Origin of the sequence: Burkholderia sp. 9777_1386 (genome assembly GCF_015712265.1) — a bacterium.
Lineage (GTDB): Bacteria > Pseudomonadota > Gammaproteobacteria > Burkholderiales > Burkholderiaceae > Burkholderia > Burkholderia cenocepacia.
Window position 1 is genome coordinate 74,733 of the sequence record NZ_JACCQB010000018.1, and the last position, 25,262, is coordinate 99,994.

The following is a 25,262-nucleotide window of genomic DNA, read 5'->3' on the forward strand; positions in this document are numbered from 1 at the left end:
CGCAAGCCTGTCCCTGGCGCGGCCCTAGCGGTCGTAGCGCGCGAGCGTCAGGCCCGCCAGATCGATCTCCGGCGCGCGCCCGGTGACGAGATCCGCGACCACCTTTCCCGAACCCATCGACATGGCCCAGCCCGTCGAGCCGTGGCCGACGTTGAGCCAGAGGCCGTCGATGCCGCTCGCGCCGAGCAGTGGCGGTCCGTCGGGCGTCATCGGCCGGCGGCCGACCCAGAAACGCGCCGACGCGCGATCGGCCGCATGCGGGAACCAGTCGTCGAGCACCTTCATCAGCGTGTCGAGCGCCTGCTGCCGCAGCGCCGCGTGGCGGTTGCCGAGCTCCGCGGTGCCGGCGACGCGCAGCGTCGGGCCGAAGCGCGTGATCGCCGTCTTCAGCGATTCGTCCATCAGCGCGGCGCATGGGGCCTTTTCATCGTCGACGACCGCGAGCGTGGCCGAGTAGCCCTTCACCGGATACAGCGGCACGTCGATGCCGAGCGGTCGCAGCAGGCCCGCGCTGTCGACGCCGAGTGCGACGACGATCGCATCGGCGGCGAGCAGCGCATCGCGTCGGGCGGCGGCGCCCGCGTCGAGCGAGTCGATCCGCACGCCGCGCACCTCACCGCCCGCGACATCGAGCGCTCGAATCGCGGTGCGAAACCGGAACGTCACGCCGTTCGCTTCGCACCGCGCCCGCAGTTCTCGCGTGAAGCGTGCGCAGTCGCCCGCTTCGTCGTCGGGCAGGTAGATGCCGCCGACGGGCGCCTGCCGCGCCCAGCGCAGGCCTGGCTCGATCGCGGTGCAGCCGGCCGCGTCGAGTTCGCGAAACGCGATGCCGGCATCGCGCAGCACCTTCAGCGCGGGCTGCACCATCTCGACGTCGAACGCGCTGCGCAGCAGTTGCAGGTAGCCGCGGCTCGCGCCGTAGTCGAACGGATAACGGTCGCGAAACGCATGCAGGCACGCGCGGCTGTAATACGCGATGCGCTGCATCCGCTGCTTGTTCACGCGGAACCGCTCGAATTCGCATTCGCGCAGCCAGCGCGCGATCCAGCGCCACTGCGCGGCGTCGAGCGTCGGCCGGAAGATCAGCGGCGACGCAGGCTTGAACAGGTACTTGAGGATCTTGCCGGGCATCCCGGGCGCGGCCCACGGCGTCACGTAGCCGGGCGCGATCACGCCCGCGTTGCCGAGGCTCGTCGCTTGCGCGACGTCGGCCTCGCGTTCGATCACGGTGACGTCGCAGCCTGCTTCGCGCAGGTGCCAGGCGGTGGTGACGCCGATCACGCCGGCGCCGAGAACGATCACGTGCATGCGGTGTCCGGAACGGGGCGGTGGCTCACGACGCGATGGCCGGATCGTCGGCGAGCGACTTGCCGCGCGTTTCCGGCAGCACGAGCGCCGCGACGATCACGAGCAGGTAGCCGCCGCCCGCGACGAGGCCGATCGCCTTCACGAGCGACATCGATTGCGACAGCGCGCCGACGAGGATCGGGAAGAACGAGCCGAGCCCGCGGCCGAGGTTGTAGCAGAAGCCCTGGCCCGAGCCGCGGATCGCGCCCGGATACAGCTCCGACAGATACGCGCCGACGCCCGCGAAGATGCCCTGCACGACGATGCCGAGCGGAAAGCCGAGCAGCAGCATCGCGGTATCGGTGATCGGCAGCATCGTGTACGCCATGCCGAGCGAGAACGAGCCGACCGCGAACAGGATGAACGACGCACGGCGGCCGAGCCGGTCAGAGAGCATCGCGCCGACCACGTAGCCGACGAACGAACCGACGATCAGCACGACCAGATAGCCGCTCGTGTTGAACACCGACAGATGGCGCACGGTTTTCAGATAGGTGGGCAGCCACGTCGTGATCGCGTAGTAGCCGCCGAGCATGCCGGTGCACAGCGCGCTGCCGAACAGCGTCGCGCGCAGGTGCGGCGGCGAGAAGATCTCGAGGAAGTGGCCCGACACGCGGCCTTCGTCGCGCGCGCGGCGGGTGGCCGTATAGATGTCGGGATCGCTGACGTTGCGGCGGATGTACAGGATCCACAGGGCGGGCACGATGCCGATCCAGAAGCACGCGCGCCACGCGATCTGCTCGGGCAGCAGCGCGAAGAACGCCCAGTAAAGGATCGCGGCCGCGCCCCAGCCGAACGACCAGCTGCTCTGCACGGTGCCGACGGCCTTCGCGCGATGCTCGGGCGAGCGGATCGTCTCGGCCATCATGATCGTCACGACCGACCATTCGCCGCCGAAGCCGAAACCCTGCAGCGTGCGCGTCGCGAGCAACTGCCAGAACGAATGCGTGAAGCCGGACAGGCACGTGAACAGCGCGAACGTCGCGATCGTCCACTGCAGCATGCGCACGCGGCCGTAGCGGTCGGCGAGGATGCCGGCGACCCAGCCGCCGATCGCCGACGAGATCAGCGAACTGGTCGCGATCATCCCGGCCTCGCTCTTCGTCATGCCCCAGGTGGCGATCAGCGTCGGAATCAGGAACGAATAGATCATGAAGTCGAACGCGTCGACCGCATAGCCGCCGAATCCGGCGTACAGCGTCCGGCGCTCGCGCGTCGACAATTCGTTGAACCACTGGAATGCCTGCATGCTTGTCGCCCCCTCTCGTCTTGTCTCGTCCCGCGCTGCCGCGTCGCGGTTATTTTACGGGCGCGCTCGCGCACGCCAAAAAGGCGGATGCAGGTTCGTGCGGAACGGCAGGCAGACGGGGCGACGCATCAGAGCGTCAGGCCGCCGTCGACGTGGATGACCTGGCCGGTGATCTGTCGCGCCGCGTCCGACAGCAGGAACGCGATCAGCGCGGCGACGTCGTCGGGTTCGGCGATCCGGCCGAGCGGCGTCGCCTGTTCGGCCTGCGCCCAGGCCGCGGCGTTGCCGGCGCTCGGGCCGTGGTCCTTGCGCGTGAAGCCCGGCGCGACCGCATTGACGGTGATGCCGCGCGCGGCGAATTCGGCGGCGGCGGTACGCACCAGCGATTCGAGCGCGGCTTTCGCGGCGGCGGTCGCCGCGAACGGCGCATCGGCGCGGTAGCGGTGCGCGACGAACGAACTGACCGCGACGATCCGCGGCGCGATCGATGCTTCGAGCAGCGGCCGCGCGCGGCCCGCGAGCGCGGAGAACGCACCGGGCATCGCCGCGAACGCGGACGCGAGCGCATCCGCCGAGAGTTCGGAAAAGGATTGCCGCGCGGCGAAGCCGGCGTTCGCGACGAGCTGGTCGAGCCCGCCGAAGCGGGTGGCGACGGCATCGACGAGCGTGGCAGCCACGCCGGGCTCAGCGAGATCGCCGGTCAACGTCACGCATTCCGCGCCGGCCGCCGTGCACGCCTGGGCGACTGCTGCGAGCCGCGCGCGTGCCGCATCGTCCGCGCCGCGCGCATGCAGCGCCAGCGCGACGCCGGGCGCCGCGAGCCGCCGCGCGAGCGCCGCGCCGATCCCCGACCCCGCGCCGGTGATCAGCGCGATCCGGGCGACGTGCGCGGCGCGTGCGTTCACGCGGCGACCTTGTCGTCGCTGCTCACGCGCTCGACGTTGATCGTGCCGACGTGGAACGCGGCCAGCGATTCGCGGTGCGCGATGCTGACGATCGCGGCCTTCGGCAGCCGTTCGGCGAACAGGTGATAGAGGCGGGCTTCGTTGTCGGCGTCGAGCGCGCTGGTCGCCTCGTCGAGGAACAGGAAGTCGGGCTTGTGCAGCAGCACGCGCGCGCCGGCCAGACGCTGCTGTTCGCCCGGCGACAGCACGCGGGTCCAGTGCGCGGTTTCGTCGAGGCGCTCGACGTAATCCTCGAGACGGCACGCGCGCAGCGCATCGCGGCATGCTTCATCGCTGAACGTGTCGGGCGTCGCCGGGTAGGTGAGCGCGGCCTTCAGCGTGCCGATCGGCAAATAGCTGGTTTGCGGCACGAACATCATCCGCGCACCGACCGGCGCGTCGATCGCGCCGTCGCCGAACGGCCACAGCCCCGCGAGCGCGCGCATGAACGTGCTCTTGCCGGAACCGGACTTGCCGACCACGAGCCAGCGCGAGCCGGGCTCGATCGTGACGTCGCCGATGTTCGCGAGCGCGTTGCCGTTCGGCAGCGCGAGCTTGAGCGACGACGTGGACAGCTTCGCGGCGTCGATGTAGTGCAGGTTGATGCCGCCGTGCTCGGTCGCGGGCGACAGGCTTTCCTTCAGGTGCGACGTGCCCATCACGCGCTTGAATTCGCGCAGACGGTTGACGGTGGCGCGCCATTCGACGAGGGTCGAGTAGCTGTTGATGAACCACGAGAACGAATCGCTGACGGTGCCGAACGCGGACGAGATCTGCATCAGCACGCCGAACGAGAACGCACCGGCAAAGTAGCGCGGCGCGGCGACGACGAGCGGGAAGATGATCGCGATCTGCCCGTAGAAGCTCAGCACGAACGTGAGCCGCTTCGTGTACTTCATCACGCGCCACCAGTTGTCGCGGATGCGCATGAAGAGGCTCTGCGCGTTGCCGGCCTCGGTCTTCTCGCCGTCGTAGAACGCGATCTGCTCGGCGTTCTCGCGCACGCGGATCAGCCCGAAGCGGAAATCGGCCTCGACGCGCTGCTGCTGGTAGTTGATCGACACGAGCGGATGACCGACCTTCTGGATGATCAGCGAGCCGATCACCGCGTACAGCGCGGCCGCCCACACCATGTAGCCGGGAATCGCGATCGGCGTCGCGCCGAGCGTGAACGTCAGCGCGCCGGCGAGCGACCACAGGATCGTGATGAACGACACGAGCGTGACGACCGTCGACAGCAGGTCGAGCGACAGCGCGAGCGTCGTGGTCGCGAACGACTGGAGGTCGTCGGTGATCCGCTGGTCGGGGTTGTCGGCGAGGCGGTCACGCTCGATCCGGTAGAACGCGCGATCGCCGAGCCACTGGCCGAGAAAGCGGTCGGTGAGCCACTGGCGCCAGCGGAAGCCGAGCATCTGGCGCAGGTAGCGGCCGTAGACGGCGAGGATGATGAAGCCGAACGCGAGCGCGGAGAACTGCATCAGCAGGTTCGGGAAGTCGTGGACGTCCTTCGACTGCAGCGCGTTGTAGAACTGCGCGTTCCACTTGTTCAGCTTGACGTTGATCCAGACCACGCAGAGGTTGATCGCGATGATCGTGACCAGCAACCCCCACGCGATTTTCCATTCGGACGATACCCAGTAGGGCTTGATGAGGCTCCATGCGGATACCGGGCGCTCGTCCTGCGGCGCGTCGGAGGCGGAGCGGACGGGATCGATCGATTGGGTCATGTGCTTCCTGATGATGAGCCGGCGCGCGGGCCGGGCGAAACCGGGCGCGCGCCGCGATACGGCATGCCGGGGCGCGGCGCCGACGGACGGCGGGCGTCCGGATGGTCGCCCGTGCGTCTTAAACGGCACTTAAAAACCGGCGGTGACGCGGCAACCGGCCGCTCGCGCGGCCGGCCTGCGGGCATTGTGCCAGAGCGGCGCGGCGCGCCGGCGAATTTGCCGCAAGGGGGACAGTTTGCGGCGCTTTCCGCTTTTATGGTCTAATGGCCGACGACGAAACAGGGGTGCTTCGTGGCGCGGCCGGCAGATGTTCCGGGCAGCGCGGCGAGGCTGAGAAAGACCCTTCGCACCCGATCCGGGTAATACCGGCGAGGGAAGTTTCTGATCCCGCCGGGCCGCGCTGGCCGCCATCCCACATGGTCAGCGCCCGAGTCCCGCCCGGCCGGCCTTTGCTGCCGGTTTCGTCCTTTTGGGTACGCGCATTGCGCGTTACGGAAGGAATGATGACCGCACAATCTTCAGTCTTTTGCATGGTTCCCGGCCCGATGTCGCGTGCGTTCGCATGCGGTGGCGCGTGCACGTCGACGCTCGTCGCGCGTGACCGCGCGGAGGGCGCGCGATGAACGTCCGGGATGCACGACCCGATTTCGCGGTACTCGGCGGCGGCCTCGCCGGCCGCCTGATCGCGTGGCGGCTCGCGGGTGACGGGCATCGCGTCGCGCTCTACGAGCGCGGCGGGCCGGACGGCGAGCAGTCGGCCGCGTGGATCGCGGCCGCGATGCTCGCGCCGCTCGCGGAAGCGGCGAGCGCGGAGCTGCTGATCACCGAGCTCGGCGCCGCGTCGCTCGCGCGCTGGCCGCAGTGGCTCGCGGAACTGCCCGAACCCGTCTTCTTCCAGCATCGCGGCACGCTCGTCGTCTGGCATCACGCGGACCGCGCGGAGGCGCCGCTGTTCGAGCGGCGCGTGCGCGCGAACGCGCCGGCCGAGTTGTTCGACGGCGGTTTCGTGACGCTGGCCGGTGCGCAGGTCGACGCGGCCGAACCCGCGCTCGCGGGCCGCTTCGCGCGCGGGCTGATGCTGCCGCGCGAAGGCCAGCTCGACAACCGCCAGGCGCTGCGCGCGCTCGCCGCGGGCCTCGCCGAACGCGGCGTCGCGCTGCACTGGCACGCGGCGGTCGACGACGCGAACCTGCCCGCCGCGCATGTCACGATCGATTGTCGCGGGCTCGGCGCGAAACCCGCGCTGCCCGCGTTGCGCGGCATCCGCGGCGAAGTCGCGCGCGTGCACGCGCCGGGCATCGGGCTCACGCGGCCCGTGCGGCTGCTGCATCCGCGCTACCCGCTGTACATCGCACCGAAGCAGGACGATCTCTATGTGATCGGCGCGACCGAGGTGGAGGGCGAGGACATGTCGCCCGTGAGCGTGCGTTCCGCGCTCGAACTGCTGAGCGCGGCGTTCTCCGTGCATCCGGCGTTCGGCGAAGCGCGCATCCTCGAACTCAACGCGCAGTGCCGGCCGACGCTGCCCGATCATCGTCCGGCGGTGATCTGGGACGGCGCATCGACGCTCGCCGTCAACGGCCTGTACCGGCACGGCTTCATGATCGCGCCGGAAGTCGCGCAGGCGGCCGTCGCGTGCGCGCAGGCCGCGCTCGGCGGCACGCTCGGCGATCCCGACGCATTTGCCGCATGGCGCGCCACCGCGCGCTGGCCGACGCTTCTCCATCACCGCAACGACGCGCACCAGCCGGCCTGACGCGCGCCGCCGACCGAATTCGACCCAGCCTCATGGATATCCAGATCAATCAACAGACCCTGACGTTGCCCGACGGCGCGACGGTGGCCGACGCGCTCGCCGCGTACGGCGCGCGTCCGCCGTACGCGGTGGCGCTGAACGGCAATTTCGTCGCGCGTACGCAGCATGCGGCGCGCGCGCTCGCGGCGGGCGACCGGCTCGACGTCGTGCACCCCGTCGCGGGCGGCTGAGCGCCGCCGGTTCGTCCCCGCTCTTCCAGGAAAACGACATGACGTCCCCCACCTCCGCCGACACGCTGACGCTGTACGGCGAAACCTTCGCAAGCCGCGTGCTGCTCGGCACGTCGCGCTATCCGTCGCTGCAGTCGCTGTCCGATTCGATCGCCGCGTCGCGCCCCGGGATGGTGACGGTCGCGCTGCGCCGCCAGATGACGGGCGGCACGGCCGAAGCCGGCTTCTTCGACCTGCTCAAGCGCCACGCGGTGCCGCTGCTGCCGAACACGGCCGGCTGCCAGACCGTCGCCGAAGCCGTGACCACCGCGCACATGGCGCGCGAGGTCTTCGGCACCGACTGGATCAAGCTCGAGCTGATCGGCGACGACTACACGCTGCAGCCCGACCCGGTCGGGCTGATCGATGCCGCCGCGCAACTGGTCAAGGACGGGTTCAAGGTGCTGCCGTACTGCACCGAGGATCTCGTGATCGGCCGGCGCCTGCTCGACGTCGGCTGTGAGGCGCTGATGCCGTGGGGCGCGCCGATCGGCACCGGCAAGGGCGTCGTGAATCCGTACGGCCTGCGCGTGCTGCGCGAACGGCTGCCGGACGTGCCGCTGATCGTCGACGCGGGGCTCGGCGTGCCGTCGCACGCGTGCCAGGTGATGGAGTGGGGTTTCGACGGCGTGCTGCTGAATACGGCCGTGTCGCAGGCGACGCACCCGGAGATCATGGCGCGCGCGTTTGCGCAGGGCGTCGAGGCCGGCCGTGCCGCGTATCTCGCCGGCCCGATGGATGCGCGCGAAACCGCGCACGCGAGCACGCCGGTCGTCGGGATGCCGTTCTGGCATCAGGACGGAGGCGGCGCATGAGCGCGCGCTTCGCCGATGCGTTCTGGCCGCCGGCCGACGAGCTGGCCGAAGCGGCCGAGCGGATTCGCGCGCGGCTCGGCGACTGGCCGGACGGCGCGGCGCCGTGGCGGCTCTGCGTGGCGGCGCCCGACGTGCCGGCCGATGGCGACGTGCTGATCGTGTCGGCCGGCGATCGCGCCGCGCAGGCGCGTGCGTCGGCCGTGTCGCGGCCAGCGTCGCCCGATGCGGTGGCGATCGAATTCGACGAGCGCAGCGCCGTGCTGCATGCGGCGGGCGTGCGCTACGCGCTGGACGCCGCGCATCCGCTCGCGGACGACTGGATCGCGGCGCTTGCCGCATTCCTCGATTGCGGCTTCGCACCGGTCGACGCGCTGGTTCTCGCGCTGGCGTGGCGCGACGGCGACGAGACGCACGCCGCCGACGCATGGCCGGTCGATGCCGAGCGATTCCCGCGCGTCGCCGGGCTGCCGCCCGCGCCGGAGCCGGCGTTCCCGCCGTGCCCCGCGCAACTCGGCCTCTATCCGGTCGTGCCGAGCGCCGAATGGGTCGAACGCGTGCTCGATGGCGGCGCGCGAACCGTGCAATTGCGCGTGAAAGATGCGACGCCGGACGCACTCCGTCAAGAAATCGCGCGCGCGGTCGCGGCCGGGCGCCGCTATCCCGATGCGCGCGTGTTCATCAACGATCACTGGCAGATCGCCGCAGAAGAGGGGGCGTACGGGGTACATCTCGGTCAGGAGGACCTCGAAACGGCCGATCTGGCCGCGATCGCGCGCGCGGGCCTGCGGCTCGGACTGTCGAGCCACGGTTATTACGAGATGTTGCGGGCGCTGCACGAACGGCCGAGCTACCTCGCGCTCGGCCCCGTGTACGCGACCGCGACCAAGGCCGTCGCCGCGCCGCCGCAGGGTTTGGCGCGGATTGCCCGCTACGCGCGCTTCGCCGGCGCGCGGGCGCCGCTGGTCGCGATCGGTGGGGTGGGGCTCGACGCGCTGCCGGCCGTGCTGGCGACGGGCGTCGGCAGCGTCGCGGTGGTCAGCGCGGTCACGGGCTCGGCCGACTATCGGACGGCGCTTATTGCACTGCAGCAGTGCTTTGCCGGACAATTTGACAATCGTTGACCGGAGGGCCCGGAACGGCGTCACGACATCATTCCAATGCAGGCCCTATAATTCGGCGTTCTGCGTAAAAGGACTGTCAGCTCCGTGAGCCCCACTCCTACCGAGACCCTGCTGGAACTTCGCGACGTCGACTTTGGCTACGGCGACCGCCTCGTCCTGTCCAACCTGAACCTGCGCTTCGGGCGCGGGCAGGTCGTCGCGGTCATGGGCGGCTCGGGTTGCGGCAAGACCACCGTGCTGCGCCTGATCGGCGGCCTCGTGCGCGCACGCCGCGGCCAGGTGCTGTTCGACGGCGCCGATGTCGGCGCGCAAACGCGCGACGGGCTGTATGCGTTGCGCCGCAAGATGGGCATGCTGTTCCAGTTCGGCGCGTTGTTTACCGACATGTCGGTGTTCGAGAACGTCGCGTTCGCGCTGCGCGAACATACCGATCTGCCCGAAGACCTGATCCGCGACCTCGTGCTGATGAAGCTCAACGCGGTCGGGCTGCGCGGCGCGCGCGACCTGATGCCGTCCGAGGTGTCGGGCGGGATGGCGCGCCGCATCGCGCTGGCACGCGCGATCGCGCTCGATCCGCAGCTCATCATGTACGACGAGCCGTTCGCGGGCCTCGATCCGATCTCGCTCGGCATCACCGCGAACCTGATCCGCACGCTGAACCAGGCGCTCGGCGCGACGTCGATCCTCGTCACGCACGACGTGCCGGAATCGTTCGCGATCGCCGATTACGTGTATTTTCTGGCCAATGGCGGCGTGCTCGCGCAGGGTACGCCCGACGAGCTGCGCGCGTCGACCGATCCGAGCGTGCGGCAATTCATCGACGGCGCGCCGGACGGCCCGTTCAAATTTCATTACACGAGCCCGCCGCTCGCGGCGGATTTCGGGCTCGGCGGAGGGCGCGCATGATCAGCGCGATCGGACGTTACGTCATCGGCGGCCTCGAGCGCGCGGGCTACGGCACGCGCCTGTTCGTGCGCCTCGTGCTGGAATTCTTCCCGCTGCTGCGCCGGCCGCGGCTGGTCACGAAGCAGATCCACTTCCTCGGCAACTATTCGTTCGTGATCATCGCCGTGTCGGGGCTGTTCGTCGGCTTCGTGCTCGGGCTGCAGGGCTATTACACGCTGAACCGCTACGGTTCCGAGCAGGCGCTCGGCCTGCTGGTCGCGCTGTCGCTCGTGCGCGAGCTCGGGCCGGTCGTCACCGCGCTGCTGTTCGCGGGCCGCGCGGGCACGTCGCTCACGGCCGAGATCGGCCTGATGAAGGCCGGCGAGCAGCTCACCGCGCTCGAGATGATGGCGGTCGACCCGATCAAGAACGTGATCGCGCCGCGCATGTGGGCGGGCATCATCGCGATGCCGCTGCTGGCCGCGATCTTCAACGCGGTCGGCGTGCTCGGCGGTTATTTCGTCGGCGTCGTGCTGATCGGCGTCGATCCGGGCGCGTTCTGGTCGCAGATGCAGGGCGGGGTCCAGGTCTGGGCCGACGTCGGCAACGGCGTGATCAAGAGCATCGTGTTCGGCTTCGCCGTGACCTTCATTGCGCTGTACCAGGGGTATGAAGCGAAGCCCACGCCCGAGGGCGTGTCGCGCGCGACCACCAAGACGGTCGTGTTCGCGTCGCTCGCCGTACTCGGCCTCGATTTCCTGCTGACCGCGCTGATGTTCAGCTAAGCCTCAGCCAAGCCAAATTTTGGGATGACGATGAAAAAGACTGCTCTCGACTTCTGGGTCGGCCTGTTCGTGGTGGTGGGCTTCCTTGCGGTGCTGTTCCTGGCGCTGAAGGTCGGCAACATGAGCTCGCTGTCGTTTCAGCCGACCTACTCGGTGAGAATGAAATTCGACAATATCGGCGGGCTGAAGCCGCGCGCGGCCGTGAAGAGCGCCGGCGTCGTGGTCGGCCGCGTGAAGTCGATCGGCTTCGACACGAACACGTACCAGGCGCTCGTCACGATCGACGTCGACGGCCAGTACCAATTCCCGAAGGATTCGTCGGCGAAGATCCTGACGTCGGGCCTGCTCGGCGAGCAATATATCGGCCTCGATCCGGGCGGCGACACCGAAATGCTGAAGGCGGGCGATACGATCACGATGACGCAATCGGCGATCGTGCTCGAGAACCTGATCGGCCAGTTCCTGTACAGCAAGGCCGCCGATGCGGGCGGTGCGAAGCCGGCAGCCGGCGCATCGGCCGCGCCGGCCGCGCCTGCGCCGGTGGCGGTGCCGGCGTCGGCGGTGTCCGGTTCAGCCGGCCAATAACCACACGAGAGAAAACAAGAGGGTAATGACCATGCACACGATCCGCATCAGGCGCGCCGCGCTGGCGGTAGCGGCAGTCGCCGCGTTGAGCGGCTGCGCGACCGTGCAGACGCCGACCAAGGGCGATCCGCTCGAAGGCTTCAACCGGACGATGTACAAGTTCAACGACACGGTCGACACGTACGCGCTGAAACCGGTCGCGAAGGGCTACCAGTACGTGGTGCCGCAGCCGGTGCGCGACAGCGTGACGAACTTCTTCTCGAACATCGGCGACGTCTACATCGCGGCGAACAACATCGTGCAGTTGCGCATCGCGGACGGCGTCGGTGACATCATGCGCGTCGTGATCAACACGGTGTTCGGCGTCGGCGGTCTGTTCGACGTCGCGACGATCGCGAAGCTGCCGAAGCACACGGCCGACTTCGGGATCACGATGGGCCGCTACGGCATGCCGTCGGGCCCGTATCTCGTGCTGCCGCTGCTCGGCCCGAGCACGCTGCGTGACACGGCCGGCCTCGGCGTCGACTACGTCGGCAACCCGCTTACCTACGTGAAGCCGGATGGCCTGAGCTGGGGCCTGTTCGGCGTGAACCTCGTCAACACGCGTGCGAACCTGCTCGGCGCGGGCGACGTGCTGGACGCCGCGGCGCTCGACAAGTATTCGTTCGTGCGCAACGCGTACCTGCAGCGCCGTCAGGCGCTGATCAGCAACGCCCGCGGCGAGGCCGCCGTAACGTCGAACAACGACGCGCTGCCGAAGTACGACCTGCCGGAAGACGGCGCGGCACCGGCGGCAGCCGGCGCGGCCGGTACCGCGGGTGCGGCGGCGGTGGGCGGTGCGGCGCCGGCGGGCGCATCGGGCGCGGCGGTTGCTGCGCCGGCGTCGGGCACGGCCGAATCGCCGAACCCGGCCAGCGAGACGAACGTGCCGGCGATGCAGGTGGCGCCGCCGTCGCCGGGCGGGTTCCGGTTCCCGAGCATCCGGCTGCACTGACGGACTTACATTCGTTACAGCCGGAAACGATTCAGTCGGTAGCGTACGCGAACTTGCGCGTAAGCTACCTGCTCCAACCTTCGCATCGACTCATTCATGCAGGCCACTATGATGAAAAAACTGTTCCTGATCCCCGTTTTCGCGGCGCTGTTCTCGTTCGGCAGCGCAGCTCACGCGCAAGTCGACCAGTCGAACCCGCAGGCGCTGATCAAGACGGCGACGCAGCAGGTGCTCGACGAAGTCAAGCAGCAGACGATCAAGCAGGGCGACACCAACCGCATCATCTCGATCGTCAACAAGGACATCCTGCCGTACACCGATTTCCGCCGCACCACGCAGCTCGCGATGGGCCGCAACTGGCGCACGGCGACGGCCGAGCAGCAACAGCAGGTTCAGGAGCAGTTCAAGCTGCTGCTGATCCGCACGTATTCGGGCGCGCTCGCGCAGCTGAAGCCGGACCAGCAGATCCAGTACCCGCCGTTCCGTGCGGATCCGGCCGATACCGACGTCGTGGTCAAGACGGTCGCGATGAACAACGGCCAGCCGGTCCAGATCGATTACCGCCTGTACAAGACGGCGAACGGTTGGAAGGTGTATGACCTGAACGTGCTCGGCGCATGGCTGATCCAGACCTACCAGCAGCAGTTCAACGAGAAGATCCAGCAAAGCGGCGTGGAAGGGCTGATCCAGTTCCTGACGCAGCGCAACCAGCAACTTGCCGCCGGCAAGCAAGCGTCGTGAGCGGCTTCGAAGCCGGCTCCTCGCTGACCGTCGCGAGCGCGAAGTCCGCGCTCGCGGCCGGTCTTGCGCGCATCGGTGCGGGCGCAACCGCCGTCGATTGCGCGGCGCTGACGCAGTTCGACTCGTCCGCGCTCGCCGTGCTGCTCGCATGGCAACGTGCCGCCAAAGCGCGCGGCGCGACCCTCGACATCCTCAATCTCCCTCCGAAGCTCGCCAGCCTCGCGCACGCCTACGGCGTCGACGCGCTCATCGAAGGCACCGGGCGACATTGATCCTGTCCGACCGAAGCCTGCCGCGCCAGCCGGCGCGCGCATGCTTCAGGCCGCGCGCCCTCGGCGCCGGCTCCCCCAGCCGGTTTGCCCTATAATCAAGCGTTTTGCGGGGCAGCCAATCGGCGTCCGGCCCCCATTTTCTTTCGCAGCAAGCACAGAATAGGCGTCGCGGCCCTGGCGTCGCGCACAGTCATGTCAGCCATAGAAATCCGTCACGTCAAGAAGCGCTACAAGTCGCTTCAGGCGCTCAAGGGCGTCAGCCTGTCGGTCGAGGAAGGCGAGTTTTTCGGTCTGCTCGGCCCCAACGGCGCAGGCAAGACCACGCTCATCAGTATCCTCGCCGGGCTCGCCCGGGCCGACGAAGGCAGTATCTCGGTGCGCGGTCACGACGTCGTCCAGGACTTCCGCAATGCGCGCCGCGCGCTCGGCGTCGTGCCGCAGGAACTCGTTTTCGACCCGTTCTTCACCGTCCGCGAGACGCTGCGGATCCAGTCCGGCTACTTCGGGCTGCGCCGCAACGACGACTGGATCGATGAAGTGATGGCCAATCTCGATCTCACCGAGAAAGCCGACGCGAACATGCGCGCGCTGTCGGGCGGGATGAAGCGCCGCGTGCTCGTCGCGCAGGCGCTCGTGCACCGGCCGCCGGTGATCGTGCTCGACGAGCCGACCGCCGGCGTCGACGTCGAATTGCGCCAGACGCTGTGGAAATTCATCTCGCGCCTGAACCGCGAGGGTCACACGATCGTGCTGACCACCCATTACCTCGAGGAAGCCGAGTCGCTGTGCGACCGCATCGCGATGCTGCGCCGGGGCGAAGTCGTCGCGCTCGACCGCACCGACGCGCTGCTGCGCCGGTTCGCGGGCCTGCAACTGTACCTGCGGTTCGCGACCGGTGCGCTGCCGGCCGAGCTGCGCGGGCTGGAGACCGATCCGGCCGCGCGCGCGCCGGGCGAGCACCTGCTGCGTCTCGGGAGCTACGACGAGGTCGAACGCATCCTCGCGCAATGCCGCGCGGCCGGTTGCACGTTCGACGAGATCGAGGTCCGCAAGGCCGACCTCGAGGATGTGTTCGTCCAGGTGATGAACGGGGCCGAGGTGATCGAGGGGCTGGCATGAATCAACACTCCCCACGCGAACTGCGTTCGCTGACGTCCGAGGGGACGGCCCGGCGCGTGCCGGGAAGCGGGTTTCGCACGCTGTTCTACAAGGAACTGCTGCGTTTCTGGAAGGTGTCGTTCCAGACGGTGCTCGCGCCGATCGTCACCGCGCTGCTGTATCTGACGATCTTCGGCCACGCGCTGTCGGGCCGCGTCGAGGTCTATCCGGGCGTCGAGTACGTGAGCTTTCTCGTGCCGGGCCTCGTGATGATGAGCGTGCTGCAGAACGCGTTCGCGAACAGCTCGTCGTCGCTGATCCAGTCGAAGATCACCGGCAACCTCGTGTTCATGCTGCTGCCGCCGCTGTCGTACCGCGACATCTTCGGCGCGTACGTGCTCGCGTCCGTGGTGCGCGGGCTCGCGGTCGGCACCGGCGTGTTCGTCGTGACGATCTGGTTTATCCCGATGCACTTCGCGGCGCCGCTGTCCATCATCGCGTTCGCGCTGCTCGGCTCGGCGATCCTCGGCACGCTCGGCCTGATCGCCGGGATCTGGGCCGAGAAGTTCGACCAGCTCGCCGCGTTCCAGAACTTCCTGATCATGCCGCTGACGTTCCTGTCCGGCGTGTTCTATTCGACGCACTCGCTGCCGCCCGTGTGGCGCGAAGTGTCGCGTCTCAACCCGTTTTTCTACATGATCGACGGCTTCCGTTTCGGGTTCTTCGGCGCGTCCGACATCAACCCGTTCGCGAGCCTCGCGATCGTCACCGGTTTCTTCGTGCTGCTCGCGCTGATCGCGATGCGGCTGCTCGCGACCGGCTACAAACTGCGTCATTGATATCGTCAGGCCGCGGCCGCCCAGGGCGGCGCGCGCCACAGGAGCCATACACCATGTTGCCGACTCCCGAACAGGTCAAGCAATACATCGCCGGCGGTCTCGCCTGCACGCATCTGGAAGTCGAAGGCGACGGCCAGCATTTCTTCGCGACGATCGTGTCGGCGGCCTTCGAAGGCAAGCGGCCGATCCAGCGGCACCAGCTCGTCTATGCGGCGCTCGGCGATCGCATGAAGCAGGAAATTCACGCGCTCAGCATGAAGACGCTGACGCCCGCCGAATGGCAGAACGCATAAACGGAAATCACTGAGTGCAAGTCACCGTCAACGAGCGCGACGCCGTCCAGAGCGTCGCCACGGCACACCCGGCCGCCAACGGGGAATCGCAGGGACAGGGGATGGACAAACTCGCGATCGAAGGCGGTCGCCGCCTGTCCGGCGAGATCGTCGTGTCGGGCGCGAAGAACGCCGCGCTGCCGATCCTGTGCGCGGGTCTGCTCACCGCCGACCCGGTCGATCTCGACAACGTGCCGAACCTGAAGGACGTGCGCACGACGCTGAAGGTGCTGAACCAGATGGGCGTGAAGAGCGAGACCGACGGCTGCCGCGTGCAGCTCGACGCGTCGCGCGTCGACAACCTCGTCGCGCCGTACGAGCTCGTGAAGACGATGCGCGCGTCGATCCTCGTGCTCGGACCGCTGCTCGCGCGTTTCGGCGAGGCGAAGGTGTCGCTGCCGGGCGGCTGCGCGATCGGCGCGCGACCGGTCGACCAGCACATCAAGGGCCTGCAGGCGATGGGCGCCGAGATCAGCATCGAGCACGGCTTCATCGAGGCGCGCGCGAAGCGCCTGAAGGGCGCGCGCATCGTGACCGACATGATCACGGTGACGGGCACGGAAAACCTGCTGATGGCCGCGACGCTCGCCGACGGCGAGACGGTGATCGAAAACGCCGCGCGCGAGCCGGAAGTGAGCGATCTCGCACACTTGCTGGTCGCGATGGGCGCGAAAATCGACGGCATCGGCACCGATCGCCTCGTGATCCAGGGCGTCGAGCGGCTGCACGGCGCGCGTCATGCGGTGATCCCCGACCGGATCGAGGCCGGCACGTTCCTGTGCGCGGTCGCGGCGGCCGGCGGCGACGTGATGCTGACGGGCGTGCGCCCGCACATCCTCGACGCGGTGATCGACAAGCTGCGCGAAGCCGGCGTGTCGATCGAGGAAGGCGACAGCTGGCTGCGCGTGAAGATGGATCGCCGCCCGTCGGCGGTGACGATCCGCACGTCGGAATACCCGGCGTTCCCGACCGACATGCAGGCGCAGTTCATGGCCCTCAATACGGTCGCGACGGGCACCGCGCAGGTCGTCGAGACCATTTTCGAGAACCGCTTCATGCATGTGCAGGAGCTGAACCGGCTCGGCGCGAACATCACGATCGACGGCAACACGGCGCTCGTGACGGGCGTCGACAAGCTGTCGGGCGCGAACGTGATGGCGACCGACCTGCGTGCGTCGGCGAGCCTCGTGATCGCCGGGCTGCGCGCCGACGGCGAAACGCTCGTCGACCGCATCTATCACCTGGACCGCGGTTACGACCGCATGGAAGCCAAACTGACCGCCGTCGGCGCGAACGTGCGCCGCCTTTCCGGGAGCCAAGCATGACCGCGCCGCTGACCCTCGCCCTGTCGAAGGGCCGGATTTTCGAGGAAACCCTGCCGCTGCTGGCCGCCGCCGGCGTGCAGGTGGCCGAGGACCCGGAAACGTCGCGCAAGCTGATCCTGCCGACGACCGATCCGAACCTGCGCGTGATCATCGTGCGCGCGAGCGACGTGCCGACCTACGTCGAATACGGCGCGGCCGATTTCGGCGTGGCCGGCAAGGACGTGCTGGTCGAGCACGGCGGCTCGGGCCTGTACCAGCCGATCGATCTGAACATTGCGCGCTGCCGGATGTCGGTGGCCGTGCCGGCCGGTTTCGACTACGCGAACGCAGTGCGCCAGGGCGCGCGCCTGCGGGTCGCGACCAAGTACGTCGAAACGGCGCGCGAACACTTTGCCGCGAAGGGCGTGCACGTCGACCTGATCAAGCTGTACGGCTCGATGGAGCTCGCGCCGCTGGTCGGGCTGGCCGACGCGATCGTCGACCTCGTCAGCTCGGGCGGCACGCTGAAGGCGAACAATCTGGTCGAGGTCGAGGAGATCATGGCGATCTCGTCGCGCCTCGTCGTGAACCAGGCCGCGCTGAAGCTGAAGCGCGCGGCGCTCAAGCCGATCCTCGACGCGTTCGAACGCGCGTCGCAGAATGGCGGTTGAGCGCATCACCGTAACGGAACTCCCATGTCCATCACCATCCGCAAGCTCGATTCGACGAACGAAGGCTTCGGCGCCGCGCTGCGCGCCGTGCTCGCGTTCGAGGCGAGCGAAGACGAAGCGATCGAGCAATCGGTCGCGAAGATCCTCGCCGACGTGAAGTCGCGCGGCGACGCCGCGGTGCTCGAGTACACGAACCGCTTCGACCGGCTGAGCGCGAACAGCGTCGCCGCGCTCGAATTGCCGCAGGACGCGCTGCAGACGGCGCTCGACGGCCTCGCGCCGAAGGCGCGCGCGGCGCTGGAAGCGGCCGCGGCGCGGGTGCGCGCGTACCACGAGAAGCAGAAGATCGAGTGCGGCACGCATAGCTGGCAGTACACGGAAAGCGACGGCACGGTGCTCGGCCAGAAGGTCACGCCGCTCGACCGCGTCGGCCTGTACGTGCCGGGCGGCAAGGCCGCGTATCCGTCGTCGGTGCTGATGAACGCGATTCCCGCGCGCGTCGCGGGGGTCGGCGAGATCGTGATGGTCGTGCCGACGCCGGACGGCGTGAAGAACGACCTCGTGCTGGCCGCAGCGCTGCTCGGCGGCGTCGATCGCGTGTTCACGATCGGCGGCGCGCAGGCGGTCGGCGCGCTCGCATACGGCACCGAGACGGTGCCGGCCGTCGACAAGATCTGCGGCCCCGGCAACGCGTACGTCGCGTCGGCGAAGCGCCGCGTGTTCGGCACGGTCGGCATCGACATGATCGCCGGGCCGTCGGAAATCCTCGTGCTGTGCGACGGCACGACCGATCCGAACTGGGTCGCGATGGACCTGTTCTCGCAGGCCGAGCACGACGAACTCGCGCAGTCGATCCTGCTGTGCCCGGACGGTGCGTTCCTCGATCGCGTCGAAAAGGCGATCGACGAGCTGCTGCCGACGATGCCGCGCCAGGACGTGATCCGCGCGTCGCTCGAGGGTCGCGGCGCACTGATCAAGGTGCGCGACATGGCCGAGGCGTGCCGGATCGCCAACGACATCGCGCCGGAACACCTCGAAATCTCGGCGCTGGAGCCGCAGCAATGGGGCCAGCAGATCCGCCACGCGGGCGCGATCTTCCTCGGCCGCTACACGAGCGAGAGCCTCGGCGACTACTGCGCCGGCCCGAACCACGTGCTGCCGACATCGCGCACCGCGCGCTTCTCGTCGCCGCTCGGCGTGTACGACTTCATCAAGCGCTCGAGTCTGATCGAGGTCAGCGCGGAAGGCGCGCAGACGCTCGGCGAGATCGCGTCCGAGCTCGCTTACGGCGAAGGACTGCAGGCGCACGCAAGGAGCGCCGAGTTCCGGATGAAGGGCTGACCGCGCATTTTTGGAGCGGGGCAGGAGACGAGTGCAGGGCGGCAGCCGCCGCCCTGCCGACCCTTTGACGCCGGCGCGACGCACGCCGGCTTGAGACCATGACGACGCCACAAGACATCATCCGCCGCGACGTGCTCGCGATGACCAGCTATCCGGTGCCGGACGCGAGCGGGTTCGTGAAGCTCGACGCGATGGAGAACCCGTATCCGCTGCCGGCGCCGCTCGCCGCGGCGCTCGGCGAGCGGCTCGCGCAGGTCGCGCTGAACCGCTACCCGGCGCCGCGCCCGGCCGCGCTGCTCGACAAGCTGCGCCACGCGATGCGCGTGCCGGCCGGCTGCGACGTGCTGCTCGGCAACGGTTCCGACGAAATCATCAGCATGATCTCGGTCGCGTGCGCGCAGCCGGGCGCGAAGGTGCTCGCACCGGTGCCGGGCTTCGTGATGTACGAACTGTCGGCGAAGTTCGCGCAGCTCGAATTCGTCGGCGTGCCGCTGCAGGCCGACCTGACGCTCGACGTCGACGCGATGCTCGCGGCGATCGCCGAGCACCGGCCGGCGATCGTCTATCTCGCGTACCCGAACAACCCGACCGGCACGCTGTACGACGATGCCGACGTCGAACGGATCGTCGCGGCCGCGCGCCACAGCCTGATCGTGATCGACGAGGCGTACCAGCCGTTCGCCGAGCGTTCGTGGCTGCCGCGCGCCGCCGAGTTCGACAACGTCGTCGTGATGCGCACGGTGTCGAAGCTCGGCCTCGCGGGCATCCGCCTCGGCTATCTCGTCGGCTTGCCCGCGTGGCTGAACGAGTTCGACAAGGTGCGCCCGCCGTACAACATCAACGTGCTGACCCAGGCGACCGCCGATTTCCTGCTCGATCACCTCGACGTGCTCGACGCGCAGGCGGCCGAATTGCGTGCGGAGCGCGCGCGCCTCGCGCAGGCGGTGGCCGCGCTGCCCGGAGCGACGGTGTTCCCGAGCGCCGGCAATTTCCTGCTGGTGCGGGTGCCGGACGCGGCTGCCGTGTTCGATGCGCTGCTCACCGAGCGGGTGCTGGTCAAAAACGTGAGTAAAATGCATCCATTACTGGCCGAATGCGTGCGGCTGACCGTCGGTTCTCCCGACGAAAACGCCCGCCTGCTGGCCGCCTTGAAACTCGCGCTGCCCGGTTGAGCCCAGGGCGCGGCGGCGCGCGACGATCAATCCCCATTTACATCAGACTCAATCAAGGAATTGCCATGCGTGTGGCGGAAGTCGTTCGCAATACCAGCGAAACGCAGATCCGTGTGAAGCTCGATCTCGACGGCACCGGCCAGCAGAAGCTGGCCACCGGCGTGCCGTTTCTCGACCATATGCTCGACCAGATCGCGCGACACGGTCTGGTCGATCTCGAGGTCGAAGCGCATGGCGACACGCATATCGACGATCACCACACGGTCGAGGATGTCGGCATCACGCTCGGTCAGGCCGTCGCGAAGGCGATCGGCGACCGCAAGGGCATCCGCCGCTACGGCCATTCGTACGTGCCGCTCGACGAGGCGCTGTCGCGCGTCGTGATCGACTTCTCGGGCCGGCCGGGCCTCGAATTCCACGTGCCATTCACACGCGCGCGGATCGGCACGTTCGACGTCGACCTGTCGATCGAGTTCTTCCGCGGTTTCGTGAACCACGCGGGCGTCACGCTGCACATCGACAACCTGCGCGGGATCAACGCGCACCACCAGCTCGAGACGGTGTTCAAGGCCTTCGGCCGGGCGCTGCGCGCGGCGGTGGAGCTCGACGAGCGGGCGGCGGGGCAGATTCCGTCGACGAAAGGCAGCCTCTGAACGTCCGGACGGACTGCGCTCGGGACAACCTCACGGCTTCGGCGCGCGGCGCCGGCTTGCGATGGATCTGCTCAAATCGTTCATTTCGCTGCTCGCGCTGATCAATCCGGTGGGCGCGGTGCCGTTCTTCCTGAGCCTGACGGCGCAGCAGACGGACGACGAGCGGCGGCGCACGATCCGGATCGCATCGGTGTCGGTGTTCTGCGTGATGACGGTGACCGCGCTGCTCGGGCAGCAGATCATCAACTTCTTCGGCATTTCGGTCGGATCGCTCGAAGTGGGCGGCGGGATCATCATGCTGCTGATGGCGATCAACATGCTGAACGCGCAGATCGGCAACACCCGATCGACGCCGGAGGAGCGCCACGAAGCCGAGCTGAAGGACAACATCGCGGTCGTGCCGCTGGCGATTCCGCTGCTCACGGGCCCCGGCTCGATCAGCACGGTGATCATCTATGCGGCGAACGCGCATCACTGGTATGAGCGGGCCGGACTGGTCGCGATCGGCGCGGTCCTGGCTTTTCTGTGTTTCGTCGCGATGCGGCTCGCCGAGCCGATCGCGAACTGGATCGGCCGCACCGGCATCAACATCGCCACGCGGCTGATGGGTCTGATGCTGTCGGCGCTGGCGGTGGAATTCATCGTCAATGGACTGAGGGCGCTACTGCCTGCACTGAGATGAAAACTTCGATTGCGATTGTGGATTATGGGATGGGCAACCTGCGCTCGGTCGCGCAGGCGCTCAAGAAGGCCGAACCGGCCGCCGACGTGGCGATCGTCGACACGCCGGCCGCGATTCGCGCGGCCGACCGCGTCGTGCTGCCCGGCCAGGGTGCGATGCCGGACTGCATGCGCTGCCTCGGCGAATCGGGCCTGCAGGAGGCCGTGATCGAGGCGTCGCGCACGAAGCCGCTGCTCGGCGTATGCGTCGGCGAGCAGATGCTGTTCGACTGGAGCGCGGAAGGCGACACGAAGGGCCTCGGCCTCCTGCCCGGCAAGGTTGTGCGTTTCGAGCTCGACGGCCGCGTGCAGGACGACGGCTCGCGCTTCAAGGTGCCGCAGATGGGCTGGAACCGCGTGCGCCAGGCGCAGCCGCACCCGCTGTGGGACGGCGTGCCCGACGACGCGTATTTCTACTTCGTGCACAGCTATTACGTGACGCCGGACAACCCGGCGCACACGGTCGGCGAAACGGCCTACGGCGCGCCGTTTACGTCCGCGGTCGCGCGGGACAACCTCTTCGCGACCCAATTCCACCCGGAGAAAAGCGCGGAGGTCGGGTTGCGTCTGTATCGCAACTTCGTACACTGGAAACCGTAAACGTGGTGCGCGAGCCACAGTCGCCCTGGCCGAAAGGCCTGTCGCACGGGGCTTGCCCGCCTAAGCGCCGAAAGAGTTGTACTAAACTAGCGAGACGGCGCGGCACCGGTTTGGCCGGTACGCGCCGGATTCTTTTCTTTTTCCACGACGACACCCGATTGCTATGTTGCTGATTCCGGCCATCGACCTCAAAGACGGTCAGTGTGTGCGCCTCAAACAAGGCGATATGGACCAGGCCACGATTTTTTCCGAGGACCCGGCGGCGATGGCCCGCAAGTGGGTCGATCTCGGCGCCCGGCGGCTCCATCTCGTCGACCTGAACGGCGCATTCGCCGGCAAGCCGAAGAATCTCGAGGCGATCGAAGCGATCCTCGACGAAGTCGGCGACGAAATTCCCGTCCAGCTCGGCGGCGGCATCCGCAGCCTCGAGACGATCGAGAAGTATCTCGACGCCGGCCTGTCCTACGTGATCATCGGCACGGCGGCCGTGAAGAACCCGGGCTTCCTGCAGGACGCGTGCACCGCGTTCTCCGGCAGCATCATCGTCGGGCTGGACGCGAAGGACGGCAAGGTCGCGACCGACGGCTGGAGCAAGCTGACCGGTCACGAGGTGATCGATCTCGCGAAGAAGTTCGAGGATTACGGCGTCGAATCGATCGTCTACACGGACATCGGCCGCGACGGGATGCTGCAGGGCATCAACATCGACGCGACGGTGAAGCTCGCGCAGGCGGTCGGCATCCCGGTGATCGCCAGCGGTGGCCTGTCGAACCTCACGGACATCGAGAGCCTGTGCGAAGTGGAAGAGCACGGCGTCGAAGGCGTGATCTGCGGCCGTGCGATCTACTCCGGCGATCTCGATTTCGCGGCCGCGCAAAAGCGCGCGGACGAACTGAACGGCGAACTCGACAACGCGTAACCGCGGTTGTCCCGTTCGCCGGGGCTGCCCGCAGGCGGCCCCGACCGGAAGCCTCGCGCGAGGCTTCCGCAACCGGCCGTCCCAGCGCGGCATTTGGCGCAACATCATGGCTCTAGCTAAACGCATCATCCCCTGCCTGGACGTGACCGCCGGGCGTGTCGTCAAGGGCGTCAATTTCGTCGAGCTGCGCGACGCCGGCGACCCCGTCGAAATCGCCCGCCGCTACGACGACCAGGGTGCCGACGAACTGACCTTCCTCGACATCACCGCGACGTCCGACCAGCGCGACCTGATCCTGCCGATCATCGAAGCCGTTGCGTCGCAGGTGTTCATTCCGCTGACCGTCGGCGGTGGCGTGCGCGCCGTCGAGGACGTGCGGCGCTTGCTGAACGCGGGCGCGGACAAGGTCAGCATGAATTCGTCGGCGGTCGCGAACCCGCAGCTCGTGCGCGACGCGGCCGGCAAGTACGGCTCGCAGTGCATCGTCGTCGCGATCGATGCGAAGCGCGTGTCGGCCGACGGCGAGCCGCCGCGCTGGGAAGTGTTCACGCACGGCGGCCGCAAGAACACGGGCCTCGACGCGATCGAATGGGCGCGCAAGATGGCCGAACTCGGCGCCGGCGAGATCCTGCTCACGAGCATGGACCGCGACGGCACGAAGTCGGGCTTCGACCTCGCGCTCACGCGCGGCGTGTCGGATGCGGTGCCGGTGCCGGTGATCGCGTCGGGCGGCGTCGGTTCGCTGCAGCACCTGGCCGACGGCATCAAGGACGGCCGCGCCGACGCGGTGCTGGCCGCGAGTATCTTCCACTACGGCGAGCACACGGTCGGCGAGGCGAAGCGCTTCATGTCCGACCAGGGCATCGCGGTGAGGCTGTGATGAATACGGAAACGAAATCCCTGCCCGCGTGGCTCGACAAGGTCCGCTGGGACGACAACGGCCTCGTGCCGGTGATCGCGCAGGAAGCGTCGACCAACGATGTGCTGATGTTCGCGTGGATGAATCGCGAGGCGCTCGCGAAGACGGTCGAGACGCAGCGCGCGGTCTACTATTCGCGTTCGCGCAAGCGCCTGTGGTTCAAGGGCGAGGAGTCGGGCCACGTGCAGCACGTGCACGAAGTGCGGCTCGACTGCGACGAGGACGTCGTGCTGCTGAAGGTCGAGCAGGTGTCGGGCATCGCATGCCACACCGGCCGGCATTCGTGCTTCTTCCAGAAATTCGAAGGCAACGTGGACAGCGGCGACTGGGTCGCGGTCGAACCGGTGCTGAAAGACCCCGAACACATCTACAAATGACGCAATCGACCGAAGACACGCTGCTGCGCCTCGCGGCCGTGATCGATAGCCGCAAGGGCGGCGACCCCGACCAATCGTACGTGTCGCGCCTGTTCCACAAGGGCGACGACGCGGTGCTGAAGAAGATCGGCGAAGAGGCGACGGAAGTCGTGCTGGCCGCGAAGGACGTGCGCCAGGGCGGCGCGCCGACCGCGCTCGTCGGCGAGGTGGCCGACCTGTGGTTCCACTGCCTCGTGATGCTGTCGCATTTCGACCTGAGCCCGGCTGACGTGATCGCCGAACTCGAGCGTCGCGAAGGCTTGTCGGGCATCGAGGAAAAGGCGCTGCGCAAGCGTCGCGAGCGCGAGGAAAACGGCGGGTGACGGGCATGCCCCGCCGCGGTGGCAACAGTGCGGTAAGCTGTAAGAATTGTCATCTAACGGGGGTAGCATCATGAACGATACGTCGAACCAGTTTCCGACGCCGGCGGTGCCGGGAGCCGCGGATGCCGAACGCCTGAACGGGCTGCGCACGCTGACCCACGTGCTGTACGGCCTCTATGCGATTCACTGGCTGACGGGTGGCGTCACGGGCATCATCGCGATCATCATCAACTACGTGAAGCGCGGCGACGTGGCCGGCACGCCGTACGCCGATCACTTCGAGTGGCAGATCCGCACGTTCTGGCGCGCGCTGATCGCATACGTGATCGGCATCGCGCTGCTGTTCGTGGGGGTGGGATTCGTGATCATGTTTGTCACATGGATTTGGACGCTGTACCGTATCATCAAGGGTTGGCTGTACCTGAACGACAACAAGGCGCTCGATCCGCAGGCATGGTTCTGACC

29 protein-coding genes and 1 riboswitch are annotated in these 25,262 nt (G+C 68.1%); of the genes, 25 read left to right on the forward strand and 4 right to left on the reverse strand.

Annotated elements, in window-relative coordinates; genetic code table 11:
- Positions 1-24 precede the first annotated feature (24 nt).
- From H0X91_RS16195 to H0X91_RS16210, 4 genes are all read right to left on the reverse strand, one after another.
- Positions 25-1,308 (reverse strand): D-amino acid dehydrogenase, encoded by a 1,284-nt coding sequence (locus H0X91_RS16195; RefSeq protein ID WP_006482643.1) that lies wholly within the window; start codon positions 1,306-1,308, stop codon positions 25-27.
- A 25-nt stretch (positions 1,309-1,333) separates the two neighbouring features.
- Positions 1,334-2,596 (reverse strand): MFS transporter, encoded by a 1,263-nt coding sequence (locus H0X91_RS16200; protein ID WP_006482644.1) that lies wholly within the window; start codon positions 2,594-2,596, stop codon positions 1,334-1,336.
- 128 nt (positions 2,597-2,724) lie between these two features.
- On the reverse strand, positions 2,725-3,501 hold the full coding sequence (locus H0X91_RS16205; protein ID WP_012492303.1) for an SDR family oxidoreductase: 777 nt from the start codon (positions 3,499-3,501) through the stop codon (positions 2,725-2,727).
- On the reverse strand, positions 3,498-5,267 hold the full coding sequence (locus H0X91_RS16210; RefSeq protein WP_006488528.1) for an ABC transporter ATP-binding protein/permease: 1,770 nt from the start codon (positions 5,265-5,267) through the stop codon (positions 3,498-3,500). The genes H0X91_RS16205 and H0X91_RS16210 overlap by 4 nt, the downstream gene beginning before the upstream one ends.
- 270 nt (positions 5,268-5,537) lie before the next feature.
- Positions 5,538-5,661, forward strand: a riboswitch (TPP riboswitch).
- Positions 5,662-5,886: 225 nt separating this feature from the next.
- Between H0X91_RS16210 and H0X91_RS16215 the strand changes: the two genes are divergently transcribed.
- The 25 genes from H0X91_RS16215 (at position 5,887) to H0X91_RS16335 (ending at position 25,260) form a co-directional block, all read left to right on the forward strand.
- Positions 5,887-7,023 (forward strand): FAD-dependent oxidoreductase, encoded by a 1,137-nt coding sequence (locus H0X91_RS16215; RefSeq protein WP_058902241.1) that lies wholly within the window; start codon positions 5,887-5,889, stop codon positions 7,021-7,023.
- A gap of 32 nt (positions 7,024-7,055) precedes the next feature.
- Entirely contained in the window at positions 7,056-7,253 is a 198-nt protein-coding gene (gene thiS / locus H0X91_RS16220) for a sulfur carrier protein ThiS (RefSeq protein WP_006488534.1), read from the forward strand.
- 38 nt (positions 7,254-7,291) lie between these two features.
- Positions 7,292-8,107 carry a thiazole synthase gene (locus H0X91_RS16225; RefSeq protein WP_006488530.1) on the forward strand — a complete coding sequence of 272 codons (816 nt, stop codon included), beginning with the start codon at positions 7,292-7,294 and terminating at the stop codon, positions 8,105-8,107.
- On the forward strand, positions 8,104-9,228 hold the full coding sequence (thiE, locus tag H0X91_RS16230) for a thiamine phosphate synthase (protein ID WP_063822420.1): 1,125 nt from the start codon (positions 8,104-8,106) through the stop codon (positions 9,226-9,228). The genes H0X91_RS16225 and thiE overlap by 4 nt, the downstream gene beginning before the upstream one ends.
- A gap of 84 nt (positions 9,229-9,312) precedes the next feature.
- Positions 9,313-10,134, forward strand: a complete 822-nt coding sequence (locus tag H0X91_RS16235) for an ABC transporter ATP-binding protein (protein WP_006477138.1) — start codon at positions 9,313-9,315, stop codon at positions 10,132-10,134.
- The gene (gene mlaE, locus H0X91_RS16240; RefSeq protein WP_006486220.1) at positions 10,131-10,898 is read left to right on the forward strand and encodes a lipid asymmetry maintenance ABC transporter permease subunit MlaE; all 768 of its coding nucleotides are present in this window, start codon (positions 10,131-10,133) and stop codon (positions 10,896-10,898) included. The genes H0X91_RS16235 and mlaE overlap by 4 nt, the downstream gene beginning before the upstream one ends.
- Positions 10,899-10,922: 24 nt before the next feature.
- On the forward strand, positions 10,923-11,483 hold the full coding sequence (mlaD, locus tag H0X91_RS16245; RefSeq protein ID WP_006486221.1) for an outer membrane lipid asymmetry maintenance protein MlaD: 561 nt from the start codon (positions 10,923-10,925) through the stop codon (positions 11,481-11,483).
- Between the two features lie 31 nt (positions 11,484-11,514).
- Positions 11,515-12,477: an MlaA family lipoprotein gene (locus H0X91_RS16250; RefSeq protein WP_060267985.1), complete on the forward strand. Its 963-nt coding sequence runs from the start codon at positions 11,515-11,517 to the stop codon at positions 12,475-12,477.
- Positions 12,478-12,588: 111 nt separating this feature from the next.
- Positions 12,589-13,218, forward strand: coding sequence for an MlaC/ttg2D family ABC transporter substrate-binding protein (locus tag H0X91_RS16255; protein ID WP_012492305.1), 630 nt, complete (start codon positions 12,589-12,591; stop codon positions 13,216-13,218).
- The gene (locus H0X91_RS16260; RefSeq protein WP_006485329.1) at positions 13,215-13,490 is read left to right on the forward strand and encodes an STAS domain-containing protein; all 276 of its coding nucleotides are present in this window, start codon (positions 13,215-13,217) and stop codon (positions 13,488-13,490) included. The genes H0X91_RS16255 and H0X91_RS16260 overlap by 4 nt, the downstream gene beginning before the upstream one ends.
- 192 nt (positions 13,491-13,682) lie before the next feature.
- Complete coding sequence (locus H0X91_RS16265) at positions 13,683-14,609, forward strand: ABC transporter ATP-binding protein (RefSeq protein WP_006485348.1); 927 nt, start codon at positions 13,683-13,685, stop codon at positions 14,607-14,609.
- Positions 14,606-15,427, forward strand: a complete 822-nt coding sequence (locus H0X91_RS16270; protein ID WP_230391008.1) for an ABC transporter permease — start codon at positions 14,606-14,608, stop codon at positions 15,425-15,427. Before H0X91_RS16265 ends, H0X91_RS16270 begins: the two co-directional genes overlap by 4 nt.
- Before the next feature lie 53 nt (positions 15,428-15,480).
- Positions 15,481-15,720, forward strand: a complete 240-nt coding sequence (locus H0X91_RS16275) for a BolA family protein (protein WP_006477131.1) — start codon at positions 15,481-15,483, stop codon at positions 15,718-15,720.
- A 14-nt stretch (positions 15,721-15,734) separates the two neighbouring features.
- Entirely contained in the window at positions 15,735-17,084 is a 1,350-nt protein-coding gene (murA, locus tag H0X91_RS16280; RefSeq protein WP_006485350.1) for a UDP-N-acetylglucosamine 1-carboxyvinyltransferase, read from the forward strand.
- Complete coding sequence (hisG, locus tag H0X91_RS16285) at positions 17,081-17,734, forward strand: ATP phosphoribosyltransferase (RefSeq protein ID WP_006477129.1); 654 nt, start codon at positions 17,081-17,083, stop codon at positions 17,732-17,734. Before murA ends, hisG begins: the two co-directional genes overlap by 4 nt.
- Positions 17,735-17,758: 24 nt before the next feature.
- Complete coding sequence (gene hisD / locus H0X91_RS16290; RefSeq protein WP_006494431.1) at positions 17,759-19,075, forward strand: histidinol dehydrogenase; 1,317 nt, start codon at positions 17,759-17,761, stop codon at positions 19,073-19,075.
- Positions 19,076-19,173: 98 nt separating this feature from the next.
- The gene (gene hisC / locus H0X91_RS16295; RefSeq protein WP_006485351.1) at positions 19,174-20,247 is read left to right on the forward strand and encodes a histidinol-phosphate transaminase; all 1,074 of its coding nucleotides are present in this window, start codon (positions 19,174-19,176) and stop codon (positions 20,245-20,247) included.
- Between the two features lie 65 nt (positions 20,248-20,312).
- Positions 20,313-20,900, forward strand: coding sequence for an imidazoleglycerol-phosphate dehydratase HisB (hisB, locus tag H0X91_RS16300; RefSeq protein ID WP_006477126.1), 588 nt, complete (start codon positions 20,313-20,315; stop codon positions 20,898-20,900).
- A 61-nt stretch (positions 20,901-20,961) separates the two neighbouring features.
- Positions 20,962-21,582 (forward strand): YchE family NAAT transporter, encoded by a 621-nt coding sequence (locus H0X91_RS16305; RefSeq protein WP_006485349.1) that lies wholly within the window; start codon positions 20,962-20,964, stop codon positions 21,580-21,582.
- Positions 21,579-22,220, forward strand: a complete 642-nt coding sequence (gene hisH, locus H0X91_RS16310; RefSeq protein ID WP_012492306.1) for an imidazole glycerol phosphate synthase subunit HisH — start codon at positions 21,579-21,581, stop codon at positions 22,218-22,220. Before H0X91_RS16305 ends, hisH begins: the two co-directional genes overlap by 4 nt.
- 163 nt (positions 22,221-22,383) lie before the next feature.
- Positions 22,384-23,139 (forward strand): 1-(5-phosphoribosyl)-5-[(5-phosphoribosylamino)methylideneamino]imidazole-4-carboxamide isomerase, encoded by a 756-nt coding sequence (gene hisA / locus H0X91_RS16315; RefSeq protein WP_006477123.1) that lies wholly within the window; start codon positions 22,384-22,386, stop codon positions 23,137-23,139.
- A gap of 106 nt (positions 23,140-23,245) precedes the next feature.
- On the forward strand, positions 23,246-24,019 hold the full coding sequence (gene hisF, locus H0X91_RS16320) for an imidazole glycerol phosphate synthase subunit HisF (RefSeq protein ID WP_062911046.1): 774 nt from the start codon (positions 23,246-23,248) through the stop codon (positions 24,017-24,019).
- On the forward strand, positions 24,019-24,435 hold the full coding sequence (gene hisI / locus H0X91_RS16325; protein WP_006494429.1) for a phosphoribosyl-AMP cyclohydrolase: 417 nt from the start codon (positions 24,019-24,021) through the stop codon (positions 24,433-24,435). Before hisF ends, hisI begins: the two co-directional genes overlap by 1 nt.
- Entirely contained in the window at positions 24,432-24,797 is a 366-nt protein-coding gene (locus tag H0X91_RS16330) for a phosphoribosyl-ATP diphosphatase (protein ID WP_006485344.1), read from the forward strand. Before hisI ends, H0X91_RS16330 begins: the two co-directional genes overlap by 4 nt.
- A 70-nt stretch (positions 24,798-24,867) precedes the next feature.
- Positions 24,868-25,260, forward strand: coding sequence for a DUF4870 family protein (locus H0X91_RS16335; RefSeq protein WP_006485332.1), 393 nt, complete (start codon positions 24,868-24,870; stop codon positions 25,258-25,260).
- The last annotated feature ends 2 nt before the right edge of the window (positions 25,261-25,262 follow it).

What these genes read in the sequence shown, in the direction of transcription:
- hisF (WP_062911046.1), top strand. Translation starts at nt 23,246, where the DNA reads ATGGCTCTAGCTAAACGCATCATCCCCTGCCTGGACGTGACCGCCGGG.
- H0X91_RS16265 (WP_006485348.1), top strand. Translation starts at nt 13,683, where the DNA reads ATGTCAGCCATAGAAATCCGTCACGTCAAGAAGCGCTACAAGTCGCTT.
- hisA (WP_006477123.1), top strand. Translation starts at nt 22,384, where the DNA reads ATGTTGCTGATTCCGGCCATCGACCTCAAAGACGGTCAGTGTGTGCGC.
- hisH (WP_012492306.1), top strand. Translation starts at nt 21,579, where the DNA reads ATGAAAACTTCGATTGCGATTGTGGATTATGGGATGGGCAACCTGCGC.
- H0X91_RS16335 (WP_006485332.1), top strand. Translation starts at nt 24,868, where the DNA reads ATGAACGATACGTCGAACCAGTTTCCGACGCCGGCGGTGCCGGGAGCC.
- H0X91_RS16215 (WP_058902241.1), top strand. Translation starts at nt 5,887, where the DNA reads ATGAACGTCCGGGATGCACGACCCGATTTCGCGGTACTCGGCGGCGGC.
- hisG (WP_006477129.1), top strand. Translation starts at nt 17,081, where the DNA reads ATGACCGCGCCGCTGACCCTCGCCCTGTCGAAGGGCCGGATTTTCGAG.
- hisD (WP_006494431.1), top strand. Translation starts at nt 17,759, where the DNA reads ATGTCCATCACCATCCGCAAGCTCGATTCGACGAACGAAGGCTTCGGC.
- H0X91_RS16210 (WP_006488528.1), bottom strand. Translation starts at nt 5,267, where the DNA reads ATGACCCAATCGATCGATCCCGTCCGCTCCGCCTCCGACGCGCCGCAG.
- H0X91_RS16200 (WP_006482644.1), bottom strand. Translation starts at nt 2,596, where the DNA reads ATGCAGGCATTCCAGTGGTTCAACGAATTGTCGACGCGCGAGCGCCGG.
- H0X91_RS16275 (WP_006477131.1), top strand. Translation starts at nt 15,481, where the DNA reads ATGTTGCCGACTCCCGAACAGGTCAAGCAATACATCGCCGGCGGTCTC.
- H0X91_RS16330 (WP_006485344.1), top strand. Translation starts at nt 24,432, where the DNA reads ATGACGCAATCGACCGAAGACACGCTGCTGCGCCTCGCGGCCGTGATC.
- H0X91_RS16270 (WP_230391008.1), top strand. Translation starts at nt 14,606, where the DNA reads ATGAATCAACACTCCCCACGCGAACTGCGTTCGCTGACGTCCGAGGGG.
- hisC (WP_006485351.1), top strand. Translation starts at nt 19,174, where the DNA reads ATGACGACGCCACAAGACATCATCCGCCGCGACGTGCTCGCGATGACC.
- thiE (WP_063822420.1), top strand. Translation starts at nt 8,104, where the DNA reads ATGAGCGCGCGCTTCGCCGATGCGTTCTGGCCGCCGGCCGACGAGCTG.
- hisI (WP_006494429.1), top strand. Translation starts at nt 24,019, where the DNA reads ATGAATACGGAAACGAAATCCCTGCCCGCGTGGCTCGACAAGGTCCGC.
- H0X91_RS16250 (WP_060267985.1), top strand. Translation starts at nt 11,515, where the DNA reads ATGCACACGATCCGCATCAGGCGCGCCGCGCTGGCGGTAGCGGCAGTC.
- mlaE (WP_006486220.1), top strand. Translation starts at nt 10,131, where the DNA reads ATGATCAGCGCGATCGGACGTTACGTCATCGGCGGCCTCGAGCGCGCG.
- H0X91_RS16305 (WP_006485349.1), top strand. Translation starts at nt 20,962, where the DNA reads ATGGATCTGCTCAAATCGTTCATTTCGCTGCTCGCGCTGATCAATCCG.
- mlaD (WP_006486221.1), top strand. Translation starts at nt 10,923, where the DNA reads ATGACGATGAAAAAGACTGCTCTCGACTTCTGGGTCGGCCTGTTCGTG.
- thiS (WP_006488534.1), top strand. Translation starts at nt 7,056, where the DNA reads ATGGATATCCAGATCAATCAACAGACCCTGACGTTGCCCGACGGCGCG.
- H0X91_RS16195 (WP_006482643.1), bottom strand. Translation starts at nt 1,308, where the DNA reads ATGCACGTGATCGTTCTCGGCGCCGGCGTGATCGGCGTCACCACCGCC.
- H0X91_RS16255 (WP_012492305.1), top strand. Translation starts at nt 12,589, where the DNA reads ATGAAAAAACTGTTCCTGATCCCCGTTTTCGCGGCGCTGTTCTCGTTC.
- hisB (WP_006477126.1), top strand. Translation starts at nt 20,313, where the DNA reads ATGCGTGTGGCGGAAGTCGTTCGCAATACCAGCGAAACGCAGATCCGT.
- H0X91_RS16225 (WP_006488530.1), top strand. Translation starts at nt 7,292, where the DNA reads ATGACGTCCCCCACCTCCGCCGACACGCTGACGCTGTACGGCGAAACC.